The following is a 21,715-nucleotide window of genomic DNA, read 5'->3' as shown; positions in this document are numbered from 1 at the left end:
AAACTGGCCCGCGCCCACCTGGCCTCCTTCACCGACGCCGAGCGGGCCGCGGCGGCGGCCCCCGCCCGCTGGATCGCCGCGGTGGTGCTGGCCTGCGACGCCCCGCGCGACCTGGCCCGGCTCGCGCAGCTCGCGGCGGACCCGGCCAGGCTGGCCCCGCCGTACGCGCGGACGTCGGCCGGTCCCGTCTGGTCGGACGGCCTGCGCGACGTCAGGCTCGACGGGCTCGGCCGACTCCCGCTCGACGCACTGCCGTTGACGGTGGACGGCACGCTGTTCACCGGCCGCCACGGGAGACTGCGGCTGCGGATCCGCGATCTGTACGGCCGCCTCGCCGCGGTCGGCGGCCCCATCGCGGTGGAGGTCGACGTCATCGCCCGGAACAGCGCGGAACCCACCGTCACCACCACGGCCACGGCGTACGACGAGTGCGGTCGCTGGCGCGCCAGCGTCCCGCTCGACGTGGGCCGGCTCGCCGCCGCGGGCTGTCGCGGGACCCAGACCTGGGACGTACGGGTGCGGCTGCGGTACGCCGACGGCACGGTGACGGCCCCGCTCGCACCGCGCGCGCAGGACTCCGGGCTGCGCCGCACGGTCACCCCCTGCGGGCGGTACGGCGTCGCGCTGATCCAGGCGTACCGGACGGCGGGCGGTTCGCTGGCGCTGCGCCTGGCGCCAGGTGCGCGCGGGGCCTTCGACGTGGCACTGAGACGGCTGCGGAGCCGGACCCGTACGGCGGCGTCAGCGGTATGAACTCCGGCGGACGGCGCCGGAGGACGGCGAAGCGGCGCGATGTCGAGATCTACTACAAAGAACGTAGTAGGATGCGCCAGGAGACGATCCGAGGCATACGAGCAAGCGAGACACGGTGCTGACCACCTCCTCCGCGACCATCGACACACCCGCAGCGGCGCCGCCTGCCGGCCCGCCGCGCCGCCCGGCGCCCCGGGCCGCCGCGACACCGCTGGCGGCGCTGCTCGCGGCGGCCGTCTCCATGGGCTCCTACTGCCTGGCGCTGGCCGTGCACGGGACGTATCCGTTCGGCCCGAGATCGCGGGCCGTCAACGACCTCGGCAACCAATTCGTGCCGTACCACGCCCACTTGTGGGACCTGATGCACGGCCGCGCCACCGGCGACCTGATCGTCAACTGGGGCAGCGGATACGGCGTCCCCTTCCTCGCCGACTTCTTCACGTATCTGATGAACCCGTTCTCCTGGCTGGTCGGCCTCTTCCCGCGCGACGCCGTCAACGCGGCCGTCTTCACGGCCACGGTGCTCAGCATCGGACTCGGCGCGGCCCTGATGACGGTCTACCTCGGCAGGCTGCGGCCGGGCTCGCCGTGGCTGCGCGCGCTGCTCGCGGTCGGCTACGCGGTGAGCACCTGGACGGTCTCGGACGGCTTCGGCGACCCGATGTGGATGTGGGGCCTGTCGTCCTTCCCGCTGCTCGGCATCGCGTACGACTGGTGCCTGCACGGCCGCCGTTGGGTGCCCGCGACGCTTGTGATCGCCCTGTGCTGGGCGGCCAACTTCTACACCGCGGCCATGGCGACCCTCGGCATGGGTCTGGTCCTCGGCGCCCGCCTGCTGCTCGACTCCCGTCCGGTACGCGACCGTTGGCGCGCGCTGTTGCGCGGCGCGGCGGCGACCGCGACCGGCCTGCTGCTGGCCGCGCCCGTGCTGACGGTGAGTTACACCGCCAGCAAGGCGTCCCAGCCCGCCGGGCCCCAGGACTACACGCCGCCCGCCGCCCTCGACTACCTCGCGCACCTGCTGCCCGGCGGCCTCTACCCGTCCGCCCCGCGGATCTCCGTCGGACTGCTGCCGCTGCTGCTCGTGCTCGCCTTCCCCTTCATGCGGCGGGTGCCGGGCCGCGAACGCGCGGTCTGGACCGGGCTGTTGGTCCTGGTGGCCCTGTCGTACATCTGGAAGCCGACGGTCCTGCTGTGGCACGGACTGGCCATGCCCAACGGCAGCCCCTACCGCGCCGCCATCGCGCTGACGTCCATGCTGGTGGCGGTCGCCTGGCTGGCGCTCTCCCGCAGGCCGCTCCCGCGTGAACTGCTCGCGGGCGGGGCCGCGTTGGCGGTCCTGCTCGCCGTGATCAGCGGCGGTCACTACTTCACGCGCGGCGAGTGGATCCTGATCCTCAGCGACAGCGCCCTCGTCCTCGGCCTTCTGCTGCTGCTCGCCCGCCACCGGACCGACCGCCGGGTACGTATCGGCGTGTTCGCCGCTCTGACCTGCTCGGTCTTCCTCGCCACCGCCTACAGCGTCTTCTCGATCAGCGTGATCAGGGACAACAACCCCTGGTGGACGCCGAGGGAGACGGTCAGCGCCGCGTCGCTGACCGCGCACGCCGCGGTCGGCGCGCGGGACGACTGGCCCGAGACCCGCACCGACCCCGGTCCGCACCAGTACACCGACAACGACCCGCTGCTGCTCGGCGGCGAGGGCGGCTCGTACTACAGCAGCTATCTGCCCGCGCGGACCGCGAGCACCCTCCAAGCCCTCGGCTCCGCCTGGACCATGAGGGGCCGTCATATCTACGGTCTCAACGACCCGGTGGGCCGGGCGATCATGGGGGTGAGCAGTTCCCTCGGCACGGTGCCCGGCGCGCCGAGCGCCGTCGCCCAGCACACCGCGCCCGCTCCCCCGGTCGTCACCCTCAGGCCCGGCGCGGCCTTCGACGGCGCCGCCCGCGACACCTCGGTCTTCGCCCGGCAGCAGCGCGTGCTCGGCGCCCGGGTCTACCGCGTGCCACAGCTCTCCCCCGCCTCCGGACCCCGGCCCACGCCCGAGCCGAACGGCACCTGGCGGCTGCCGGGCAACGCCAAGGCCGCGGCCTGGACGTCGTTCACCGCGACGTGCGCGCCGGGCGCCCCCGCGTATCTGTACGCGCCCTGGTTCTCCGGCCCCGTCCGCGCGAACGGCGCGGCGTACCGGGCGGTCGGCGTCCACGACCAGGCCGCCAACGGGATCATTCCGCTCGGCGCCGTGCCCGCGAGCGGCCGGATCCGGCTGGCACTGGGCACCACCACCGCGCAGGACATCCCGCGGTTCCCGGTCGGCTGCCTCGACCAGGGCGCGCTGCGGCAGGCGGTCGCGAAGCTGCGGGCCACCGGGCCGGTCGAGGTTACGGCGGGCGGCCACACGATCGCGGCCACCTTCCGCCGGGGCAGCCACGGCACCGCGGTCCTCGCCGTACCCGCCGTCACCGGCTGGCGCTGCTCGGTCGACGGCGGAGCCCCGGCAGTCCCCCGTACGCTCGGCGGCCTCATCGCCGTGGATCTGGGCGGCGGTTCGCGGGTCTCCTGCTCGTTCCGCACGCCCGGTCTGAACGCCGGGCTCCCGGCCTCCGGCCTCGCCCTGGCCGTACTGCTCGCGGTCGGCGTCGGCGGCCGGTTCCGCGACCGCTCCGGGCGGAACGGCTCTTCGGCGACCGCCGGACGCACCCTCACGCGGCGGCTCCTCCCCCAACGTCTCGTGCGGGACGGCCTGTTGGACGAGCCCGCGCTCCGGAGAACCGGCCCCGGTCTCCGCCGCCTCGGGAGGCGCGCATGACGAAGCTCTCGGTCGTCGTGCCCTGTTACGACGAGGAGGCGGTCATCGACCGCTTCGACGCACAGACCCGGGCCGTGCTCGGCGACCTCCCGATCGAGTACGAGATCTGTTACGTGGACGACGGCAGCGCGGACGGCACGCTCGCCCGGCTGCGGGCGCTGGCCGACCGGCACCCGGACACCACCCGGTATGTGTCCTTCAGCCGCAACTTCGGCAAGGAGGCGGCGATGCTCGCCGGGCTGCGGGAGGCGGACGGCGACGCGGTGGTCATCATGGACGCCGACCTCCAGCACCCGCCCGAGCTGATCGGGCGGATGCTCGACCTGTACAGCCTCGGCCACGACCAGGTCGTCGCCCGGCGCGGCCGGGAGGGCGACAAGGCGCTGCGCACCGCCCTGAGCCGCTTCTACTACCGGGCGGTCAACCGTTGGGTGGACGTCGAACTCACCGACGGCGTGGGCGACTTCCGGCTGCTGTCCCGGCCCGTGGTGGACGCCCTGCTGTCGCTGCCCGAGAACAACCGCTTCTCCAAGGGCCTGTTCTCCTGGGTCGGTTTCGACACCGTCACCTTCGACTACCGCAACGCCGCACGCGAGGCGGGCAGTACGAAGTGGCGGTTCGGCGCGCTGCTGAACTACGGCATGGACGGCCTGATCTCGTTCAACAACCGCCCGCTGCGGCTGGCGATCTGGCTCGGCGTCACGCTCGCGGGGCTCGGCGGCCTCTACGCGGCCTGGGTCACGGTGGACGCGCTGGTCTCGGGGGTCGACGCGCCCGGCTATGTCACCCTGGTCGCCATCATCGTGGGCCTGGGCGGCGTCCAGATGGTGATGCTCGGCCTGATCGGCGAGTACATCGGCCGGATCTACTACGAGACCAAGCGCCGCCCGCACTTCCTGGTCAAGGAGGCCCACCATCCGTCGGCGCGGACGCCGGAAGCGCTGGACGGCCTCCGGCACCAGCGGCAGCGGGAGCTCCGGCACGGCAGGGTGATCTGACGGTGTATCACCCTGTCGTGCCGCGGCCCCCGCTGCCGCCGCGACCGCACGGCAGCGCGGCCCCGGAATTCGGGCCGATCGCCCGTCAGCTCTTGCGCCGCCACGCCTGGTTGCTGCCGCCGTTGCACGGATGGAGCTTGACCGGAGTGCCGTCGGAGGTCGCGGCCATCCACACGTCGACGCACAGGCCCGACTGGTCGCCGCGGAGCACACCGCCGGTCAGCGTGAACTGCTGCGCCGGATTGCCACTGCAATAGGCGATCTGGACGACCGTCCCGTCGTCCGTGCTGCCCCAAGCGGCGTCCATGCACAGGCCCTTGCTGCGGATCGTGCCGTCGGAGGCGAACGCCCACTGCTCGTTGACGTTGCCGTTGCAGGTCCACAGTTGCAGGTGGGTGCCGTCGGAACCGGCCGAGGCGTTCAGGCACTTGCCCGACCCGCCGCTGACCAGGAAGTCGCCGACCCTGGCGGGGGCGGGCGGCGCGGCGGCCTTGGGCGCCTTCGCCGGCGCCTTCGCGGTCTGCCGGGTCGCCGGGCTCGTGGCCTTCTTCGTGGCCTGGGCGCGCGGGGCGCCACCCCCTGATCCTCCCGAGCCGCCCGAACCACCCGACCCGCCGGAGGTCCCGGCGGGCGGGGCGGCGGCGTGCTTGGCCGCGGGCGCCTTGGTCGTCGGCGGCGGGCTCGTCGTGGTCACCGTCGCCTCGGGGGTGGTGGCGGTGTCCGACGGTGTCGCGCTCGGCGACTCGGTCCGCGCGGCGGCGACCACGGTGTCCGACGTACGGCCGCCGTCCCCGCCGTTGTCGCCGCCGAGGGCGCCGAGCAGCGGGACGACGAGCACGCAGACGGCCGTCACCGCCGCGGCGCCGCCGATCGTGCCCCACACGCGCACGCCGGGCACCAGGCCGCGGCGGGGTACGGAGGCGTGCTCGGCGAAGGTGGCGGAGAAGTTCGAGGCGGCGGGCGGCGGCGCGGACGCGGGCTTGTCCGGGGCGGGCGGCGGGAGGTCGGGCGTCGGCACGGGGGTCTCCGGGGGGATGTCGGGCGCGGGGGCGGGGTGATCGCTCGGGGCCGGGATCTCAGAGACTCCTCAGAGCCTCAGGACGGGCCGGGCGACGGCGGGTGCGGCGGGCAGGGCCACGGGCTGCGGCGGCAGGTCGTCGGCTTCGAGGGCGACCAGGTCCTCGGCGCGCGGATCGGCCAGTTCGGCGACCCGTTGCGCCTGACGTTCCGTCATTTCCTGGAACACCTGGCGCGCGGAGCGGCCGTTGCCGAAGCCCTCGCCGCGCGGCATCCGGTCGAAGAAGCCGCTCAGTTCCGCGCGGGCCTTCTCGGTGAGTTCGTAGCGGTGCTCGGCCGCCTGGTGCTCCACGATCGAGACGAGTTCGGCCGCGTCGTAGTCCACGAAGTGCAGGGTGCGGCTGAAGCGGGAGGACAGGCCGGGGTTGGAGGAGACGAAGCGGTCCATCTCGGTGGGGTAGCCCGCGGCGATCACCACGATGTCGTCGCGGTGGTCCTCCATGAGCTTGACGAGCGTCGAGACGGCCTCGGTGCCGAAGTCGTTGCCGCTGTGCAGCGGCGACAGCGCGTACGCCTCGTCGATGAACAGCACGCCGCCCAGGGCCTGTTGGAAGGCGGCGGTGGTACGCGGCCCGGTGTGGCCGACGTACTCTCCGACCAGCGCGCTGCGGTCGACCTCGATCAGGTGGCCGCGGCGCAGCAGGCCGAGCGCCTTGAGCAGACGGCCGTAGAGCCGGGCGACGGTGGTCTTGCCGGTGCCGGGGTTGCCCGCGAAGACCAGGTGGCGGCTGAGCGGAGGCGCGGGCAGCCCGGCCTCCTGCCGTCGCCGTACCGTCTGCATCAGCTTGACCAGCGAGCCCACGTCGCCCTTGACGCCGTCGAGGCCGACCAGCGAGTGGAGTTCGGCGAGCAGGTCGTCCAGATCCTCCTCCGGCGCGTCCGGGTCCGACCCGTCGTCACCGGGAGTGCCGGGCAGGCCCGTCGCGGACGGCGACGCGGGCAGTCCGGTGGCCCGGCCCGCCGCTCCCCCGCCGAGCCGCGGAATCGTCGGCCGCCGTACGTCGTAGGAGACGCAGTCCTCGAAGGCGGGCCGCGCTCCCTCGTCCTGGCCCAGATCCTCGGCGCAGTCGCGGACCCGGCAGCGGCGGAAGACCGGGGCCGCGCCGCGCGCCACATGGAGGGCGGGGAAGCCCGCGCCCGCGACCTCGCAGGAGGTGAAGGTGCCGCCCGCGTCCTCGGCGAGGTAGATGCCGTTCTTCGCGGGCGCGTCGATGAAGACCCCGCTGACCTCGGGGAAAGCCCCGGTCCACACGACGATCGCGGAACCGGCGCTGCCTTCGACGGAGCCGCCGTCGACCCGCGCGGCGCCGCCGGAGTCGACCACGATCCCGGCGGCTCCCGCGGCGACGACGCGGACGTGGGAGAGCCGTACGCCGCCGCCCGCGCCGACCTCGACGCCGGTCTTCGCGGCGCGCAGCACCGTGCAGTGCTCCAGTTCCGTGCCCGCGGCGGACACGGCGTGCACTCCGGTGGCGGTGTCGGTGAGGCGGCAGCCGCGGGCGGTCAGCGTCGCGGTCTCCGCGATGTGCAGGCCGGTCATGGCGATACGGGACAGGCCGCATTCGGTGAGGTCGGCGTGCGCGGTGCCGACGGCGTGCAGTCCGTGCTCGGCGCTGTCGCGTATCCGGCAGTCGAGCAGGGCGGCCCTGGCGGCGTCGGCGAGGTGGACGGCGCTGTAGCCGGTGCCGGAGATCGCGCAGTCGGCGAGGCGGGCCGTGGCGGTGCCGAGGACCAGCAGGCCGTTGGCGCGGGAGTCGGTGACCGCGCAGCCGGTGGCGGCCAGCCGCGCGGCGTCCTGGGCGACGAGACCGCTGGTGACGGAGCCGGTGATCCGGCAGTCGGCGATCTCGGCGGTGGCGGAGCCGGTGACGCGGATGCCGACCGCGCCCGCGCCGGTGACGCGGGTGTCGCCCGCGACGAGCGCCGCCTCGTCCTCGACGAGCAGTGCGCTGCCGCCGGTGCCTTCCAGCGCGCAGTCCACCAGTGCGGCGGCGGCCCGGCCGCGGATCCGCAGGCCCGTGCCGGTGCAGTCGCGTACGCGCAGCCGCTCGGCGGAGAGCCGGGCGACGCCGGACAGGACGACCGCGGTGCCGTCGACGGCCTCGACCCGCAGGTCGTCGGCGCGGGCGCGGGCGGTGCCCGACAGGTGCAGGCCAGCGCCGCCCGCGCCCGCGATCCGGCAGCGCAGCAGGAGCAGCGCGGGTCCCGGGTCGCGGGTCGGGGCCAGATCGGGGTCGGGGTCGGCGTCGAAGTCCAGGCCGTCGGGGTCGGGGAGACCCAACTCCCCTGCTCCGCCGGTTCCTTGGGAGCCGTCGTCGGTGTCCGTGCCCGTCACCTCGACCCGGCCGCCGAGGACCACGCAGTCGTGCAGCGCCAGCGTCGAGCCGTCGGTCACGCGGACCGCCGCCTGTGCGGGGTCGGCGCCGCGCAGGGTGAATCCGTGGACCGCGCAGTGCGCGTCGGCCACGGTCAGCGCGGGCGTTCCCCCGGCCGCCGGGTACAGCGTGACGCTGCCCGCGCCGTGTTCGGCGCGCAGCACCACCGGCCGGTCCACGGTCAGCGACTCCCGGTACTCGCCGGGCTCCACCAGGACCGTCGCGCCGGGCCGGGCGGCGCGTACGGCGGCGGCGATCGTACGGTGGGCACCGCGCCCCCTGGCGGCGACATGGACGGTCTGCGTGGTCGTACGGTCGGTCATCACGGCTGCGGCTCCCCGCTGGTGTCGGAGGTGCCGGTGCCGGTGTCGGCGGCGCCGGTGCCGCCGTAACCGCCCTGGTACCACCAGGGGTTGATGCTGTCGCGGTACCAGTTGGTGAGCTGGGAGGTGAAGACCTTCTCGGGGAGCTTCCAGCCGAACTGGATGAAGAACTCGGCGAAGCCCTGCCGGTGGAAGAGCCGGCTGCCGCCGCCCATGATGAACAGGTTCTTCATGGCGCCGACGCTGACCGCGCCGGTCATGCCGGAGACGGCGTTGATCAGGCCGTCCAGGGCCGCGGCTCCGCCGCTGAGGTAGACCGTGTTGCCGTTGGCGTCGGTGACGCCGAACACCGAGGCGTTCATGCTGCCGTTGACCCAGCCGGCGAGCGTGGAGGTGCCCACGTTGTAGCCGAAGTCGTACATGCCGCCGCGCCAGCGGGTGGGCGCCTCGTTGCCCGCCCACTCGTTGGACCAGTGCTTGTCGTGGTTCATCGGCTTGCGGTACCAGGGCTTTCCGCTGTCGGTGTTGGCCAGGCCGTTGCGCCAGTCGCCGGTGCGCTGCAACCCGCTGATCTTGTTGTCGTGGACGAGGCTGCCGACGGCGGTCTTGATGCCCGCGCTGACGCTCGCGTTCGCGAACGCCTTGAGCGCGTCCTTCCCGGAGAACGGCCTGTTCTGGATGTCCGCGACGATCGCGTTGACAGCGAGATTCGCGGTGAACTCCAGGACGAATTCCTGGAAGAGTTCGATGGCGGCCTTCTCCATGACCAGCTTCCACTGCGGCTGGTAGAGGCCGTCGCCGATCCGGGAGATGTCCATTCCGCTGAGGTCGGTCTTCCACTGCATGCGGTTGGGTTCGCGCAGTCGCCTTCCCCAGCCGCGCAGTTCGGCCGCCGGGCCGCGGAAGTCGACGCCGCGTCCAGTGAGTTGGAGGCGTCCGAAGGTGTCCGCCTCGAAGATGTAGCCGCTGTCGGAGCCCTGGGCGTGGATGACGCCGTTGCCGTCGTGCCGTACCCACTGGCCGCGCCAGGCGTCGGTGGTAAGCACCTGGTTGTTGCCGACGACCTTGCTCTCCACGACGGCCGCGTTGTGGTCGAACTCCTTCCACACGTTGAGGTCGACCGGGTTGGCGGCGCCGGGGCCGAGGCGGGCGCCGTCGGGCAGGTACTCGCGGACGCGTCCCGTGGTGCTGGTGGTGGGCACTTCGCGGACGGTGACCGGCGCGGCGCCGCCGCCGAGGTCGACCTGGTCGCGGAAGGACCGGGCGCCGGTGAACCAGTCGTCCACGTACGCGCCGGCGCCGCCCGCGCGCGGATTCCACCACTGGCGGGTGCCGGCGCCGTGGAAGTCCACGGCGTTGCCGAACGTGTCGTACTTCGCCCAGCGCCACTGGTGGCTGCCGTCGGGGTTGGTGACGCGCCAGGAGTCCACGTGCTCGCCGCCGCCGAGCATGTCCCGGCCGCGGATCGCCACCGGGCCGTTGTCGGTGCGCAGATACGCGCGGAAGGAGTCGTCGAACGCTGTGGCGCCGTCGAAGCCGCGGCCGAACTCGGTGAAGCCGGTGGTGCGGTTGCCCGCGCCGTCGAGTCCGTCCCAGGCCCAATGGCGGCTGTCGGTACGGCCGTTGTAGCCGGACCAGTCCCAGTGCCGGGAGCGCGGCGCGGTGGTGGTGACGGTCGTCGGGCCGTGGTTCTGTCCCGGCCGCAGGTCGGCGCCCGGCCAGCTCCGTACGTCGCCGATGGGCGCGCCGTGCACGTTCTTGGTCAGGGCCGCGCCGCCGTTGCCCTCGAAGGCGCCTGCCCGCACGCCAGGGCCGCCGTCCAGGACGGTCCCGGCCGCCGGGACCGGCTGGAATTCCACGACGGTGCCGTCCGCGTGGCCCGCGCGCGCCACCCGGGTCGGGGCGGCGTCCGCGCCGTACCAGTCGCCGCCGGTGAAGGCCCCGTTGTGGTCGACCTTGAAGTGGTCCTCCCAGATCCGGCCGCCGGGGGCGCCTGGCGTCTCGATCCGGTAGCCGGAGAGCTTCCCCGCCCCCTCGGTCCACGGCATGCGGTGGGCGACCGGGGCGACGCCCGCGGGCAGCGTGACGGAGTCGCCGACGGTGAGAGTGTTGCCGTGCTCCAGCTTGAACGTGCCGCGCGTCAAGGTGCCGTCCGCCGCGATGTCCAGCACGTTGTCGTTCATGGCGGTGAAGCGGAAGCCGTGTGTCTCGGCGCCGGTCGCCAGATCCGTCCTGGTCCACTTGGACATCTGGAAGCGGGTGTCGCCCTTGAGGAAGCCGTGCGTGTCCCACACGGCGTCGCCGATGCCGATGAGGTGCTTGCGGACCCACTGCGGCGGGCGCTGCTCGGACCAGCGCTGGACTTCCAGGAGTTGGTTGTCCGGCAGCTTCTCCAGGGCGCCGGCCGGCTTGCCGTGCTCCGACTGCTCCTTCCACAACCCCTTCGTCGAATTGACCCCGTTGGGGTCGATGGTGACCGTCTTGGGCAGGTGCCCGTTGGCCGGGTCGAGCACGGCCTCGCGGTAGTGGTTGGCGTGCGACTGCGGCAGGTGCGCGGGGCCCCACTGGCGCTGGATGACGACGTCCTGGCCGTCGTGCCAGAGCCGGTCGGTCCAGCCGCCGTCGGCGTCCATGGTGCGCGTGCCGCCGAGCACGAAGCTGTGATTCTGGTCGTAGCGGGCCCATGTCCAGCCGTCACCGGCGGTGTTGCGCAGGCCGAGGACGCCGCCGCCGTCGATGCCCTGGCGGAATTCGTGCACGAGGACGCCCTTGTGGTCGATGCCCCGCCACGCCTTGCCGTCCATCGTCCCGACGTTGCGCAGGCCCCAGTTGGTGACGTTGCCCGCCCCGTCCGTGTGCGTCCAGCGGGTGTTCTGGCCGGAGAGCCTGCCGAAGCCGCTCGCGTCGGTACGGCGGAGGGAGTCGAGGAAGCCGCCGGTCGCCAGCGGCCGGCGTTCGAAGATCTCCACGACGCTCTTGCCGGGCTTGGCGACCAGCTTGACGTGGCCCGCGTCGGTGGCCACGTCGACCGTCCCGGAGTGCAGCAGGCCGCGCCCGGCGCCCGTGAAGGGGGCGTTCGCGACGGTGTCCATGAGCTGCCAGGTCCTCGCGTTCGGCGTGAAGGTGAGGACGAACTGCTGTCCCGGTACGCGGACGCCGTCGCGCGTGACGTTGACCGCCTGCTGGTGGATGCCGCCGTCCGCGCCGAACTGCCGGTACTCGCCGCCGCGTACGCCCGCCGTACCGTCCGTGACGCGCCAGCCGTCGCCGTGCGGCGCGAAGTGCGGCAGCGGTACGCCGTTGGCGTCGATCGCGAGCCGCTGGGCGGCGCCCATGGTGCCGGGCGCCGGATAGCGGGTGACGCCGAATTCGTGCAGGGGCGCGCCCCCGGGGCCGTGCAGCATCACGGCGTGGTCGCCGAGGTGGCCGCCCGCGTGGTCGTGCGTCCAGTAGTCGCCGCGGCCGGTGTCGGTGACGCGGATCGTGGTCGGGTTGCCGGTGACCGGGTCGAGGTCGACGCGTACCGCGTGGTTCCCGACCGGCTGCCAGGCCCCGTCCAGGTGCTGGGCCGCGCCGCCGCCCGCGGGGAAGTCCACCGCGCCGCTCGGATTGCCGTCCGCGCCCAGGAGTTGGCGGCCCTCCCCGGCCAGCACGTGGTCGGGGCCAAAGCGCTGGTACGTCATGGCCTGACCCGCCCCGCCGGGCCGCTCGACGCGCAGGCCGCCTCCCGCGTGGTCGAAGACCTGGACGCCGCCGGGCCGGACACCGCCGGCCAGTTCGATGTGCGGGGCGCCGCCGCCCACCGGGCGCACCACGAGCCGTCCGTCCGCCGCGCCGCCGGGCAGCCGCAGCGGGGTGCCGGTCTCGGTGGCCCGGCCGCCGGTGAAGTCGTGCCGGACGAAGGCGCCGTCCGCGCCGTTCTGGTCGATGCGGATCGCCAGGGTGGCGCCGGTCGCGTCGGTCTCGCGGACCGGTGTGAAGCCGTGCACGGGTGTGCCGTTGGCGTCGAAGAGGTGCGCGCCGCCGCCCCGCCCCGGTGCGGGGAATTCCACGAAGTGCAGTGCCCCCGTGGTCGTTTGCAGCCCGTGGCCGTCCGCGAGGTGCAGGCCGCGCGAGTCGAAGAGCTGGTACGTGGCGGCGGTACCGGGGGTGGCGGCCCGGTCGACGCGGAAGCCGTCGCCGGGTACGGGCAGTCGGGTGACGGTGGCGCCCGCGTCGACCGCGCCGCCGGTCACCAGGTGATGGGTGGCCGCGCCCGTCTGGTCGAAGGTGACCTGGATGCCGGTGCCGAGCGGTGCGTGCGGGCCGTGCACGGGCACGGTCTCGGCGCGCAGTGAGCCGTGCGAGTCGAAGGTCTGCCGGATGCCGGTGTTCACGTCGTGGACGGACAGTCCGCCGCCGTTGACCTGGACGACCTGGTGGGTGGTGGCGGTGAGGTCGTTGCCCGCGCCGTCGAGGAGCCTGATGTCCACACCGTTGACGTGGTAGCCGATGCTGACACCGAGGCCGTGCGGCAGGCCCGTCGGGCCGCTCAGCGGCACCAACTCCTCGATGAGACGCCCGCCTTCGGCGCCCTCGACCCGGATGACGGGCGGCGGCACGGCGCCGCCGAGGAGCCGGGGCCGGTCGCGCAGGGACTGGAGGTTGAGGTCGGTGATGTGCTGTTCCATCGCGGCCGGGTTGATGCCGTGCTCGCGCAGGCCGCGTACCGCGACATTGAACTGCTGCTGAGCGGAGGCGAGTTGGGTCGTGATCTCGGTGACGGCGTGGGACTCGCCGCTGGAGGGTCCGCCGGGCATCGCGCGCAGGTCGTCCAGGTGCTGTTCGAGGCGGCCGAGGTCGTGGCGTGCCAGGACGAAGTCGCCCCAGGCGTCGAAGCGCAGCGGCCGTGACGGGTCGGTCGCCGGGCCGAACAGCGCGCCGATCCGCTCGCTGTCGGCCGACCACGCCTGGTCCAGTTCCTTGGCGGTCAGCCGCGGCGGCGGTCCGCCGAGCCGTACGTCGCCCGGCGTGTGCGGGGCTGCGGGTTGCGGCACGTGTGCCGGTTCCGGGATGCGCGCGGGGGTGCCCGCGAACGCCTTGTCGCCGAGTCCCGGCACCGCCGTCCCCGCGAAGGCCGGACCGTCCGTGCCGTGTCCCCCAGCGGCGTGCGGCAGCGGCGAGGGGCGGCCGAAGGAGCCGTTGTCGAGCAGGTCCATCGCGGCGTCGAAGCGGTGCGCGGGCGGCAGTTCCACTCCCACGGCACCGTTCCCGTTCCCGGTGAACACCTCGGGTGCCTTGCCCTTGCCCGCCCCCGCGCCCGTACCGCCGAGGTCGAAGGTCGTCACCGCGGGCGTACCCGGCATGTGGGTGACGGCCACGGGCGGCGGCATGTGGGTGACGGCGGCGGGCGGCGGGACCTGGGCGACCGCTGCGGGCGGCGGCAGGTGCGTGGCCGCTCCCGGCGTGGGTACGGAGAGCGCGGCGGCGGGCGGCGGGACCGCGGCGACGGTGGCGGGCGGCGGCATGTGGGTGATACTCGCGGGCGGCGGGACGGAGACGACCGACGCGGGCGGCGGGGTCGCGGTCAGCGCGGTGGTCGGCGGCGGGGTGAGGTCGCTCGCGGTGTGCCCGACGGTGTGGACCGGGCCGAGGTCCACCGAGATGTGCTGGGCGAGCGTCGCCATCGTGTGGCTGTTGGCGATGCTCGCGGCGGTGCCGGTGATCAGCGCGTTGGGGGTCGGCGCCAGGGCGTGGACGGCGACCGGGTTCGGGGTGTGCAGCAGGTCGAGCGCGTTGAAGGAGCCGCCGGTGTGGATGTCGGTGACCACGTGGGTGACGCCGCCGGTGAAGGTGGCGGGGACGTGCCCGGTGACCGGCACGGTCGCCGCGTGGAAGTTCACCGCGCTGTTGGCGGCCAGGTGCGGCAGGGCGGGCGCGGGCACCGTGTGGGCGAAACCGGCGGTGGCGGCGGGCGGCGGCATCGAGACCGCGCCCGCCACGTTCACATGGACGTTGACGGCCGAGGCGGGCGGCGGGGCGGCGATCACCGCGGCCGGGTTCGTCAGATGGGCGCTGGTCACCGGGGTGGTCGGAGTGAAGGCGTGCACGGTACCGGCGGGCGGGGTCGTCACGACGGCCGCCGGGGTGATGTGCGGGACCCCGATCGAGGAGACCACGGTCTGCGGCTGCACGACCAGGTCGGTGGCCTGGGTGACGATGTGGCTGGGCATCGCGTTGGTGCCGATGCCCGGCACGTAGAAGGAGGGCGCGCCGGCCTGGGCGTGCACGCCGGTCGGGCTGATCGTGCTGATGTGGATCGGCGGCGGCGGAGCCAGGATGGCGGCGGCGGGCGGCGGCAGCGCGTGCACCCCGGCGCCGACGTCGAACGTGATCCCGGTCGGGGTGTGCGTGACGTTCGCCCACTCGCCCAGGTGCATCGAGGACAGTTCGGTGATCGGGGTGTCGAGCAGCGCGTCCTTGCCCATGATCGCCTGGAAGCTGAAGGTGATCGAGTCGCTGAACTTTGGCCCGAGGTCGAGGCTGAGCTTGGGCGGATCGGGGATGAACAGGCCGGGCGCCGAGTGTCCCGCGCCGCTGAACTCCGGCGTCGGCAGGTGGCTGACGCCGCTGCCGACGGCCTGCACGCCGGGCCGTACGATGTCCGCCGCGCCGTACTTGAACTTGCCGAACACACCGCGGTCGACGAGCGCGATCTTCATGGCGCCGAAGACGCCGAACTTCCCGATCTCGTCGCCCTCGGCGGGCAGGAACACCCGCAGCCACTTCGCGCCGCCGAACTCGTTCTTGAAGAACGTCGCGCTGCCCTTGCCGAAATTCGTGACGAATTCCGGAACTCCCTTGAAGAAGGCGGGAATTCCCTTGATGCCGGTGAGGACGGTGAGCGAGCCGACCTTGAAGGCGTTGGCGCCGAGCTGGCCGATTCCCTTGCCGACGCCCGACAGCCACAGGCCGCCCGCCTTGGTCCAACTCCCGGTGATGTGGGCGAGTTCACTGAACGAGGGCAGCGCGACGAACGGCTTGGCGATGCCGGTCATCATGTCCTTGAGGAAGGTCAGGGTGGCGATGCCGCCCGCCTTGATGGCCTGCCAGCCGAGTTTGAAGCCCTTCGCGATCAGCGAGAAGATCGGCACGGCGCGGGTGGTCGGCGCGATCATGCCGAGCGCGGACAGGAACAGGTCGAGCGCGCCGACCTTGCCCTGCGCGAAGTCCACCGCGGTCTTGATGAAGATGGTGAGGTTGACCGCCATCGCGACCAGCGCGATCGGACCGCCGAAGATCAGCGCGGGCAGGATCAGCGCGATGGCGATCCACTGGAAGATCTCCCAGAACTCCGCGCAGCCGGACACCGGCGACTTGATGTTGCCCGACGCCTTGCGCAGCGTGGTGGTGGCGGCGCCCGCCGCGTCCTTCTGCGTCTGGCCCGCGTCGCGCGCGGTGCTCGCCAGCGTCTCCAGATTCGGGTCGTCCTTGGCCAGCCCTCGCCCCTGGTCGAGCGCCGCGTCCGCCTTGCTCTGCGCGGTCGACATGGCATCCGCGTACGTCGTCAGGGCGGTGCTCGACCACTCGAACGCCTCGGCGATGCTCTGTACGAAGCCGCGCAGCCGCCCGCTGATCTGGTCCCGCAGGGCCTCGGCGGTCTCGCCCGAGAACGCCTCCGGCCCGGTCTTGTTGAGCACCGTCTCCATCGCGGTGTCGATCTCCCGGGCGGTCCTGCCCAGGTCGCCGATCGAGGTCGCCACGGTGTGGATCCGCACCGGGTCGCCGGGCGTGGGGTCGCCGCTCACACCGAGCGCGTCCCAGTCCGTGGGGCGTGGCATTCCGGGTCCTCTCCTGCCGTACCGCCGTGTGCCGCGAAGTTCTGCCGCATGTCTCACGTACGAGGAGCCCCGGCGGTTCACTGCGGGAAGTCCCTTCATCCACGTCCCGGACCTGGGTGAACCGCGGGGACCGCTGGTACGTGAACATGTCGGACCGGTTGGTTCCGGTGACCCCGGCGGCCCCCCGCGCCCGTAAGGAGGAGATGGCATTGGTCGACTTCGCGCTCGACTACACCGTTCTACACACCGCCCGTAACGACCTGCACGAGCTGGCCGACAAGATCGGGCCGACGCTCAAGAACAGCGACTACGCCACGCTCGGCAACGACGACTCGGGCGACGCGCAGGACGTGTTCGGCGACGCCCAGCTCACCGCCGCCTTCAGCACGTTGTACTACCGCTCCAAGCACCCGATGGAGAAGGCCGAGGACGATCTGCGGCAACTCGGCGACACCTTCGGCGCGGTGGCCGACGGCTTCTTCAACATGGACGCGCAGATCGCCGAGGGCGCGGGCATCATGAGCGCCGACATGGGCCTGAGCGACTGGATCGGCAAGCACAAGGCGTGGCTGGGCCACGACCAGTGGGTCAAGGACCACGACCTGTGGGAGCAGTACCAGGCGAATCCGGACTCCTGCGAGGTCGCGCCGGGCGAGACCGCCCCGGCGTACTGCTCGGCGTCCGACCCGGGGCCCGAGCCCACCGACCCCGGCGGGCCGCCCACCGACAAGACGCTGACCACCGCGGACGGCGGCACCGTACACACCCAACTGACCCTGGACGACGACTACAACGTCGTCACGGAGAAGACCACCGTCACCACCGGTGCGGGTCAGACGTACACCTCGACCACCACGTACCAGGACGACCACCGGTCGTACATCACGGACACCGTCTACGCCGACGGCAGCAAGGCGCACTCCGACGTCCACATCAACGAGGACGGCAGCGGCACCATGGCCGTGACCGACGGTGACGGCAAGGAGAGCGACTACACGCGCACCGGTGCGGGCGCGGAGTGGAAGCTCGTCGGCGACGAGGACGGCGACGGCGTGGTGGACAGCGAGGAAGAACCCGACCCCAGTTACGACTACATCGCTTATTAACGACCTGCGAGGAGCACACCCGCGATGCCCAACATCTCCCTCGACTACGAGAAGATCGAGACCACTTCGTCCAAGCTGGACACCGCCAACGAGAACATCGTCCCGATGCTCAACCAGCTCCGCACCGACGTGAACAACCTGCTGGACGACGGCATGGTCTTCGAGCAGTCCAGCGCGGCGCTGAAGGAGTCGTACGAGAAGTTCAACTCCAGCCTGCTGCTCGCGGTGAAGGGCATCAAGGACTTCGCGGAGCAGTTCCGCGGCATCAAGCAGTCGATGGCCGACAACGACGCCGACCTGGCGAAGAAGATCCGCGACGCCGCCAACGGCTGACGGTCCGTCATACACGGTCGCCGGGCTCCTCGTTGGTACGGGAGCCCGGCGCTCGTGTGTTCAGGACGTCTTGAGCGTGGTGACCGGGACCTGCACGGTGAGCGCCGTGCCGCCGGGGCCCGAGGTCCAGGCCCGGCCCGCGCGGGCGTGCGACCGGACGGCGCTGATGGACAGCCGGGCGCCGATCAGGTCGCCGTCGGACATGTTGCGCGGCGCGAGGACCAGGCCGCGCCGGGACCGCTTGGCGGCGGTGAGCCAACTGCCCAGGCCCAGTGAGAGGGAGTCGGCGGGACCGGCGGCGAGCAGGCCGATGCCGCGTTCCCTTCCGGAGACCACGATGTCCTTGAGGATCTTCTCCGCGCCGCCCATCGCGACCAGGTCGGCGTCGTCCACGATGACCACGCGCGGTCCCGCCGTCGCTTCCAGCGCCTCGCGCACCGCGTCGGCGGACGGGTCCGGCTCGGTCAGCAGCCGGACCTGCGGGTGCCGGGCGAGCGCCCGCAGCGGCGACTCGCGCGGGGTCAGCACCACCAGCGAGGTGCCGCCCGCGAGCAGTGAAACGGCGAGGCAGGCAAGGGTGTTGCTGCGCCCCGAGCCGGGCGGCCCGGCGACGAGGAAGGACGGCGCGCCCTGCGCGAAGTCCACGCCGACCGCGCCCGCGCCGTCGCCGCCGACGCCCAGCAGGCCCCACATCGGGCGGCGCAGGTCGGCGGGCACCTTCTCGTACACCTCGGAGAAGTCGGCCACCGCGGGCAGCGGGGCGACCGGGAACGGACGCCGGTCGTCGGGTACGTTCACCGCGCGCCGGGTGGCGGCGGCGCCGATCGCGCGCAGCGCCTCGACCTGGCCCTGGCCGCTGTCGTCGGCGCCGAGGAGCGCGATCTGCGTCTCGGTGCGGCTGACGATGTGCCAGCCACGGCCGTCGGGGACGGACGCGGGGACCTGGCTGGGCAGCATGCCGATGAGGTTGTAGTCGCTGCGGTCGGCCTGCCGCAGCAGCAGCTTGTGGTCGTTGTGGGCGGCGATCCGGCCCGCGATCAGGGAGCGTTCCGAGGTGGCGACGACGTGGATGCCGGCCGCCGCGCCCTCGCGCAGCAGGCGGGTGATGTCGCCGAGCAGCCGTCCGTTGTCGTAGTCGTCGATCAGCGGGGACAGCGCGTCCCAGCCGTCCACGAGCAGCAGGATGTGCGCGGGCCGCTCCGACTCCGGCAGCAGTTCGCGCAGTTCGTTGAGCCCGGAGCAGCTCCGCGCCGAACACGCTTCCTGACGACTCGTCAACTCCCGTATCAGGCGGCCGAGCAGGCGCTCCAGATGTTCGAAGTCGTGCCGGGACACCACGGCTCCGCAGTGCGGAAGCGCGGCCACGGCGGCCAGTCCGCCGCCCGCCGCGTCGATCCCGTAGATGTGCAGGTCGCTGAGGCGGGCGGTGCGCGCGGCGGAACCCGCGATGGTGCGCAGTGCCTGGGTGCGGCCCGAGCGCGGGGCGCCGATCACGTAGAGGTGCCCGAAGGTGGCCAGGTCCACGGTGGCGACCCGGCGCTCCTGGAGCTGCGGGATGTCCTCCAGGGCGTACGGGAACGGCGGCGGGAGCGTCTTCATGCCGGTGGCGCCGGGGCGTTCGACCGCGGGCAGCTCCTCCAGCAGGACCTTCGGCTCCAGGGCGGGCAGCCACGGGCTGGGCTGCGGCTCGTAGTCGTCGAGCAGGCCGGCGGCCTCGCGCAGCGCCGCCACCAGGACCTGGAGGTCGGTGGGCGCGAGCGGCCCCTGCTCCTGGGGGGTGTCGTCGTCGGTGGGCGGGGCGGCGGGGCGGCCGAGGCGGGTCCAGGACAGTTCGGCGGCGTGGACCTTGGGGCGGGCGGGCGCGGGACGCGGCCCGCCTTCCGGGTCCTCGCTCTCCTCCACGGGGCGTTCCGCGCCGACCCACGCGGACTGGAACGGCACGGCCGAGCGGTGCCCGTAGCGGACCAGCGCGCGTCCCGGAGTGCTCGGCGAGATGTGCACGGCGTCGCCGGTGTCGATGATGTCCTGGCTCTCGACCATGTCGGTGACGCGCAGCGCGATCCGCAGGTTGGTGTTGGCCTTGATGTCCGCGGTGACCGCGCCCGCCGGGCGCTGCGTGGCGAGGATGAGGTGGATGCCGAGCGACCGGCCGCGCTGGGCGATGCTGATCAGCCCGGTGACAAAGTCCGGCACCTCGCGCACCAGCGTGGCGAATTCGTCGATGACCAGCAACAGCCTCGGCAGCGGCGGGAGTTGGGGGTCGGTCGCGGAGGCCGCGGCGGCGGCGCGCTTGGCCCGGTACTCGGGGTGGTCCTTGGCGTCGTGCTCGGCCAGGATCCTTTCCCTGCGCCGCAGTTCGGCGGCGAGCGAGTCCAGGGCGCGCTGGACGAGGTGCGCGTCGAGGTCGGTGACCATGCCGAGGGTGTGCGGCAGGTTGGCGCACTCGCGGAAGGCGCTGCCGCCCTTGTAGTCGACCAGCACGAAGGTGAGTTCGTCGGGGCGGTTGCCCGCGGCGAGGGAGGCGACGAAGGACTGGAGCAGTTCGGACTTGCCGGATCCGGTGGTCCCGGCGACCAGACCGTGCGGCCCGTCGCGTACCAGATCCAGCGACATCGGCCCGTCGTATCCGGTGCCCAGCACGAAGGCAGTGGTCGCCGGGCGCCTGCTCCAGCGGTCCACCAGCGCCTGCGCGTCCGGCGGTTCCTGGCCGAGCAGGTCCAGCAGCCGTACCTCGTCGGGCAGTCCGCTGTCGTTGTCCGGGCTGACGTCGCGCAGCGGTGCGAGCGCCCTGGCCACCCGCTCGCACCAGGCGGAGGCGACCAGGTCGGGCCGTACGCCGGTGACTTCGGGCAGCCCGGTCCTGCGGACCGTCAGATCGGTGCCCGAGACGGTGACGACGGCGCCGCACTCCTCGGGCAGCAGCCGTTCCCGCTCGTCGAGGCAGAGGCTGAAGACGCGGACCGGCGGACCCTCGGTGAGGATCTGCACCATGCCCGGCACGTCGCGCAACTGCCGTGCGCTGTCGGCGATCACGAGGATGTCGGGCGCGGTGAACATCGCGCGCCCGATGGACGAGCCGAGTGCCCGCTGCCGTGCCTGGATCTGCGAGACCAGTTCCGAGACGCGGTTGGCGACGCTCTCCGGGTCGTTGCCGATGGCCACGACCGGGCCGTTGGGCGCGTACGGCCGCAGGTGCGGCAGCCACCGCACCCAGCCCCACTCCTGCGCGCGGGACGGCTCGGTGAGCACGACGATCCGCAGGTCGCGAGGGCTGTGCAGGACCGCGGACTGGGCCACGCACCAACGGGCCAGCGCCTGGACGGGCGCGGCGGTGCCCGCGACGCCGACGACGCCGAGTTCGGTGATCTCCACGCCGATCGGGATGTCGGGCAGATTCCAGCGCACGGTGCGGTGGTTCTCGTCCTGCGCCGGGTCCTCGATCGCCTTCACCGACGGCATGTCGACGGTGCCGACCCGCAGGACGAGGTGGTCGGGGTCGCGGCGGCGGCGTTCCCACAGGCGGCTGCCGGGCCCGGTGGCGATCAGGCCGAGGGCCGCCGGGTCGGGTCCGGTGTCGCAGCGCACCCAGCGCTCGCGTACGACGGCCGCGCGGATCTCCCGCTCCACCACGCGGCGGCGGGCCCGGTAGCGGCGGCGCGTCTCCACGTGCGTCTTGTGGTTGTTGCGGCGGCCCATCACCCAGTTGGAGATCGCCATCAGCGGCGTGAAGAGGATGAACACCAGGTAGAAGTACGAGTGGAAGATGCCGACCATGACCAGGCCGAGCACGACCGGCGCGAACATCATCAGCAGTGGGAACGGCACGCGGATGCGCTGTCCCGGCGGGGACGGCAGGCGCAGCGACTCGGCGTCCAGGTGCGGCGCGATGCGCGGCGGCCGGTTGAAGTCGATGCCGATGCCGTCGGCGGAGTCGGCGACCGCGGCGTCCGCCTCCACCGGGGCGACCATGCGCAGGAGCGTCGTGCCGACGGCGAGGTCGACGTCCACCGGCCACGCGGTGCGGTGGTCGGCCTCGCGGCGGGCGGCGGTGTCGGCCTGCGCGGGCGTACGGGCCGCGACGGTACGGGGATCGGCGGCCGGTCCGCGCGCCGCTTTCC

Annotated in this window: 8 protein-coding genes and 1 pseudogene; 5 read left to right on the top strand and 4 right to left on the bottom strand. The window is 73.0% G+C overall.

The annotated features are described in order from the left end of the window. From BGM09_RS16030 to BGM09_RS16020, 3 genes and pseudogenes are all read left to right on the top strand, one after another. Nucleotides 1-753: pseudogene (locus tag BGM09_RS16030) on the top strand (transferase); the annotation flags it as partial. A gap of 115 nt (nt 754-868) precedes the next feature. Then, on the top strand, nt 869-3,565 hold the full coding sequence (locus BGM09_RS16025) for a YfhO family protein (protein WP_188282271.1): 2,697 nt from the start codon (nt 869-871) through the stop codon (nt 3,563-3,565). Beyond that, nucleotides 3,562-4,563 (top strand): glycosyltransferase family 2 protein, encoded by a 1,002-nt coding sequence (locus tag BGM09_RS16020; RefSeq protein ID WP_188282270.1) that lies wholly within the window; start codon nt 3,562-3,564, stop codon nt 4,561-4,563. Before BGM09_RS16025 ends, BGM09_RS16020 begins: the two co-directional genes overlap by 4 nt. Nucleotides 4,564-4,648: 85 nt before the next feature. On the opposite strand, the gene BGM09_RS38860 is transcribed toward BGM09_RS16020, so the two are convergent. The 3 genes from BGM09_RS38860 to BGM09_RS16005 all read right to left on the bottom strand — a co-directional run bounded on the left by BGM09_RS38860 (nt 4,649) and on the right by BGM09_RS16005 (nt 16,158). Beyond that, the gene (locus tag BGM09_RS38860; RefSeq protein ID WP_188282269.1) at nt 4,649-5,581 is read right to left on the bottom strand and encodes an RICIN domain-containing protein; all 933 of its coding nucleotides are present in this window, start codon (nt 5,579-5,581) and stop codon (nt 4,649-4,651) included. A gap of 69 nt (nt 5,582-5,650) precedes the next feature. Then, nucleotides 5,651-8,338, bottom strand: a complete 2,688-nt coding sequence (locus tag BGM09_RS16010; protein WP_188282268.1) for a right-handed parallel beta-helix repeat-containing protein — start codon at nt 8,336-8,338, stop codon at nt 5,651-5,653. After that, nucleotides 8,338-16,158 carry a putative T7SS-secreted protein gene (locus BGM09_RS16005; protein WP_188282267.1) on the bottom strand — a complete coding sequence of 2,607 codons (7,821 nt, stop codon included), beginning with the start codon at nt 16,156-16,158 and terminating at the stop codon, nt 8,338-8,340. The genes BGM09_RS16010 and BGM09_RS16005 overlap by 1 nt, the downstream gene beginning before the upstream one ends. Nucleotides 16,159-16,361: 203 nt before the next feature. On the opposite strand from BGM09_RS16005, the gene BGM09_RS16000 reads away from it, so the two are divergent. Continuing rightward, nucleotides 16,362-17,264 (top strand): hypothetical protein, encoded by a 903-nt coding sequence (locus BGM09_RS16000; protein WP_188282266.1) that lies wholly within the window; start codon nt 16,362-16,364, stop codon nt 17,262-17,264. 24 nt (nt 17,265-17,288) lie between these two features. After that, nucleotides 17,289-17,597: a WXG100 family type VII secretion target gene (locus tag BGM09_RS15995; RefSeq protein ID WP_188282265.1), complete on the top strand. Its 309-nt coding sequence runs from the start codon at nt 17,289-17,291 to the stop codon at nt 17,595-17,597. Nucleotides 17,598-17,657: 60 nt separating this feature from the next. On the opposite strand, the gene BGM09_RS15990 is transcribed toward BGM09_RS15995, so the two are convergent. After that, nucleotides 17,658-21,715, bottom strand: a 4,058-nt coding sequence (locus tag BGM09_RS15990; RefSeq protein ID WP_188282264.1) for an FtsK/SpoIIIE domain-containing protein, incomplete at its 5' end; no start/stop codon positions are given.

The organism is Streptomyces sp. CBMA29, assembly GCF_014596445.1.
In the GTDB taxonomy this organism is placed as follows: domain Bacteria; phylum Actinomycetota; class Actinomycetes; order Streptomycetales; family Streptomycetaceae; genus Actinacidiphila.
The sequence above is the reverse complement of the archived record's forward strand: the minus strand, read 5'-3'. Positions and strand labels throughout refer to the sequence as shown.

What these genes read in the sequence shown, in the direction of transcription:
- BGM09_RS16020 (WP_188282270.1), top strand. Translation starts at nt 3,562, where the DNA reads ATGACGAAGCTCTCGGTCGTCGTGCCCTGTTACGACGAGGAGGCGGTC.
- BGM09_RS16010 (WP_188282268.1), bottom strand. Translation starts at nt 8,338, where the DNA reads ATGACCGACCGTACGACCACGCAGACCGTCCATGTCGCCGCCAGGGGG.
- BGM09_RS16005 (WP_188282267.1), bottom strand. Translation starts at nt 16,158, where the DNA reads ATGCCACGCCCCACGGACTGGGACGCGCTCGGTGTGAGCGGCGACCCC.
- BGM09_RS16000 (WP_188282266.1), top strand. Translation starts at nt 16,362, where the DNA reads ATGGCATTGGTCGACTTCGCGCTCGACTACACCGTTCTACACACCGCC.
- BGM09_RS15995 (WP_188282265.1), top strand. Translation starts at nt 17,289, where the DNA reads ATGCCCAACATCTCCCTCGACTACGAGAAGATCGAGACCACTTCGTCC.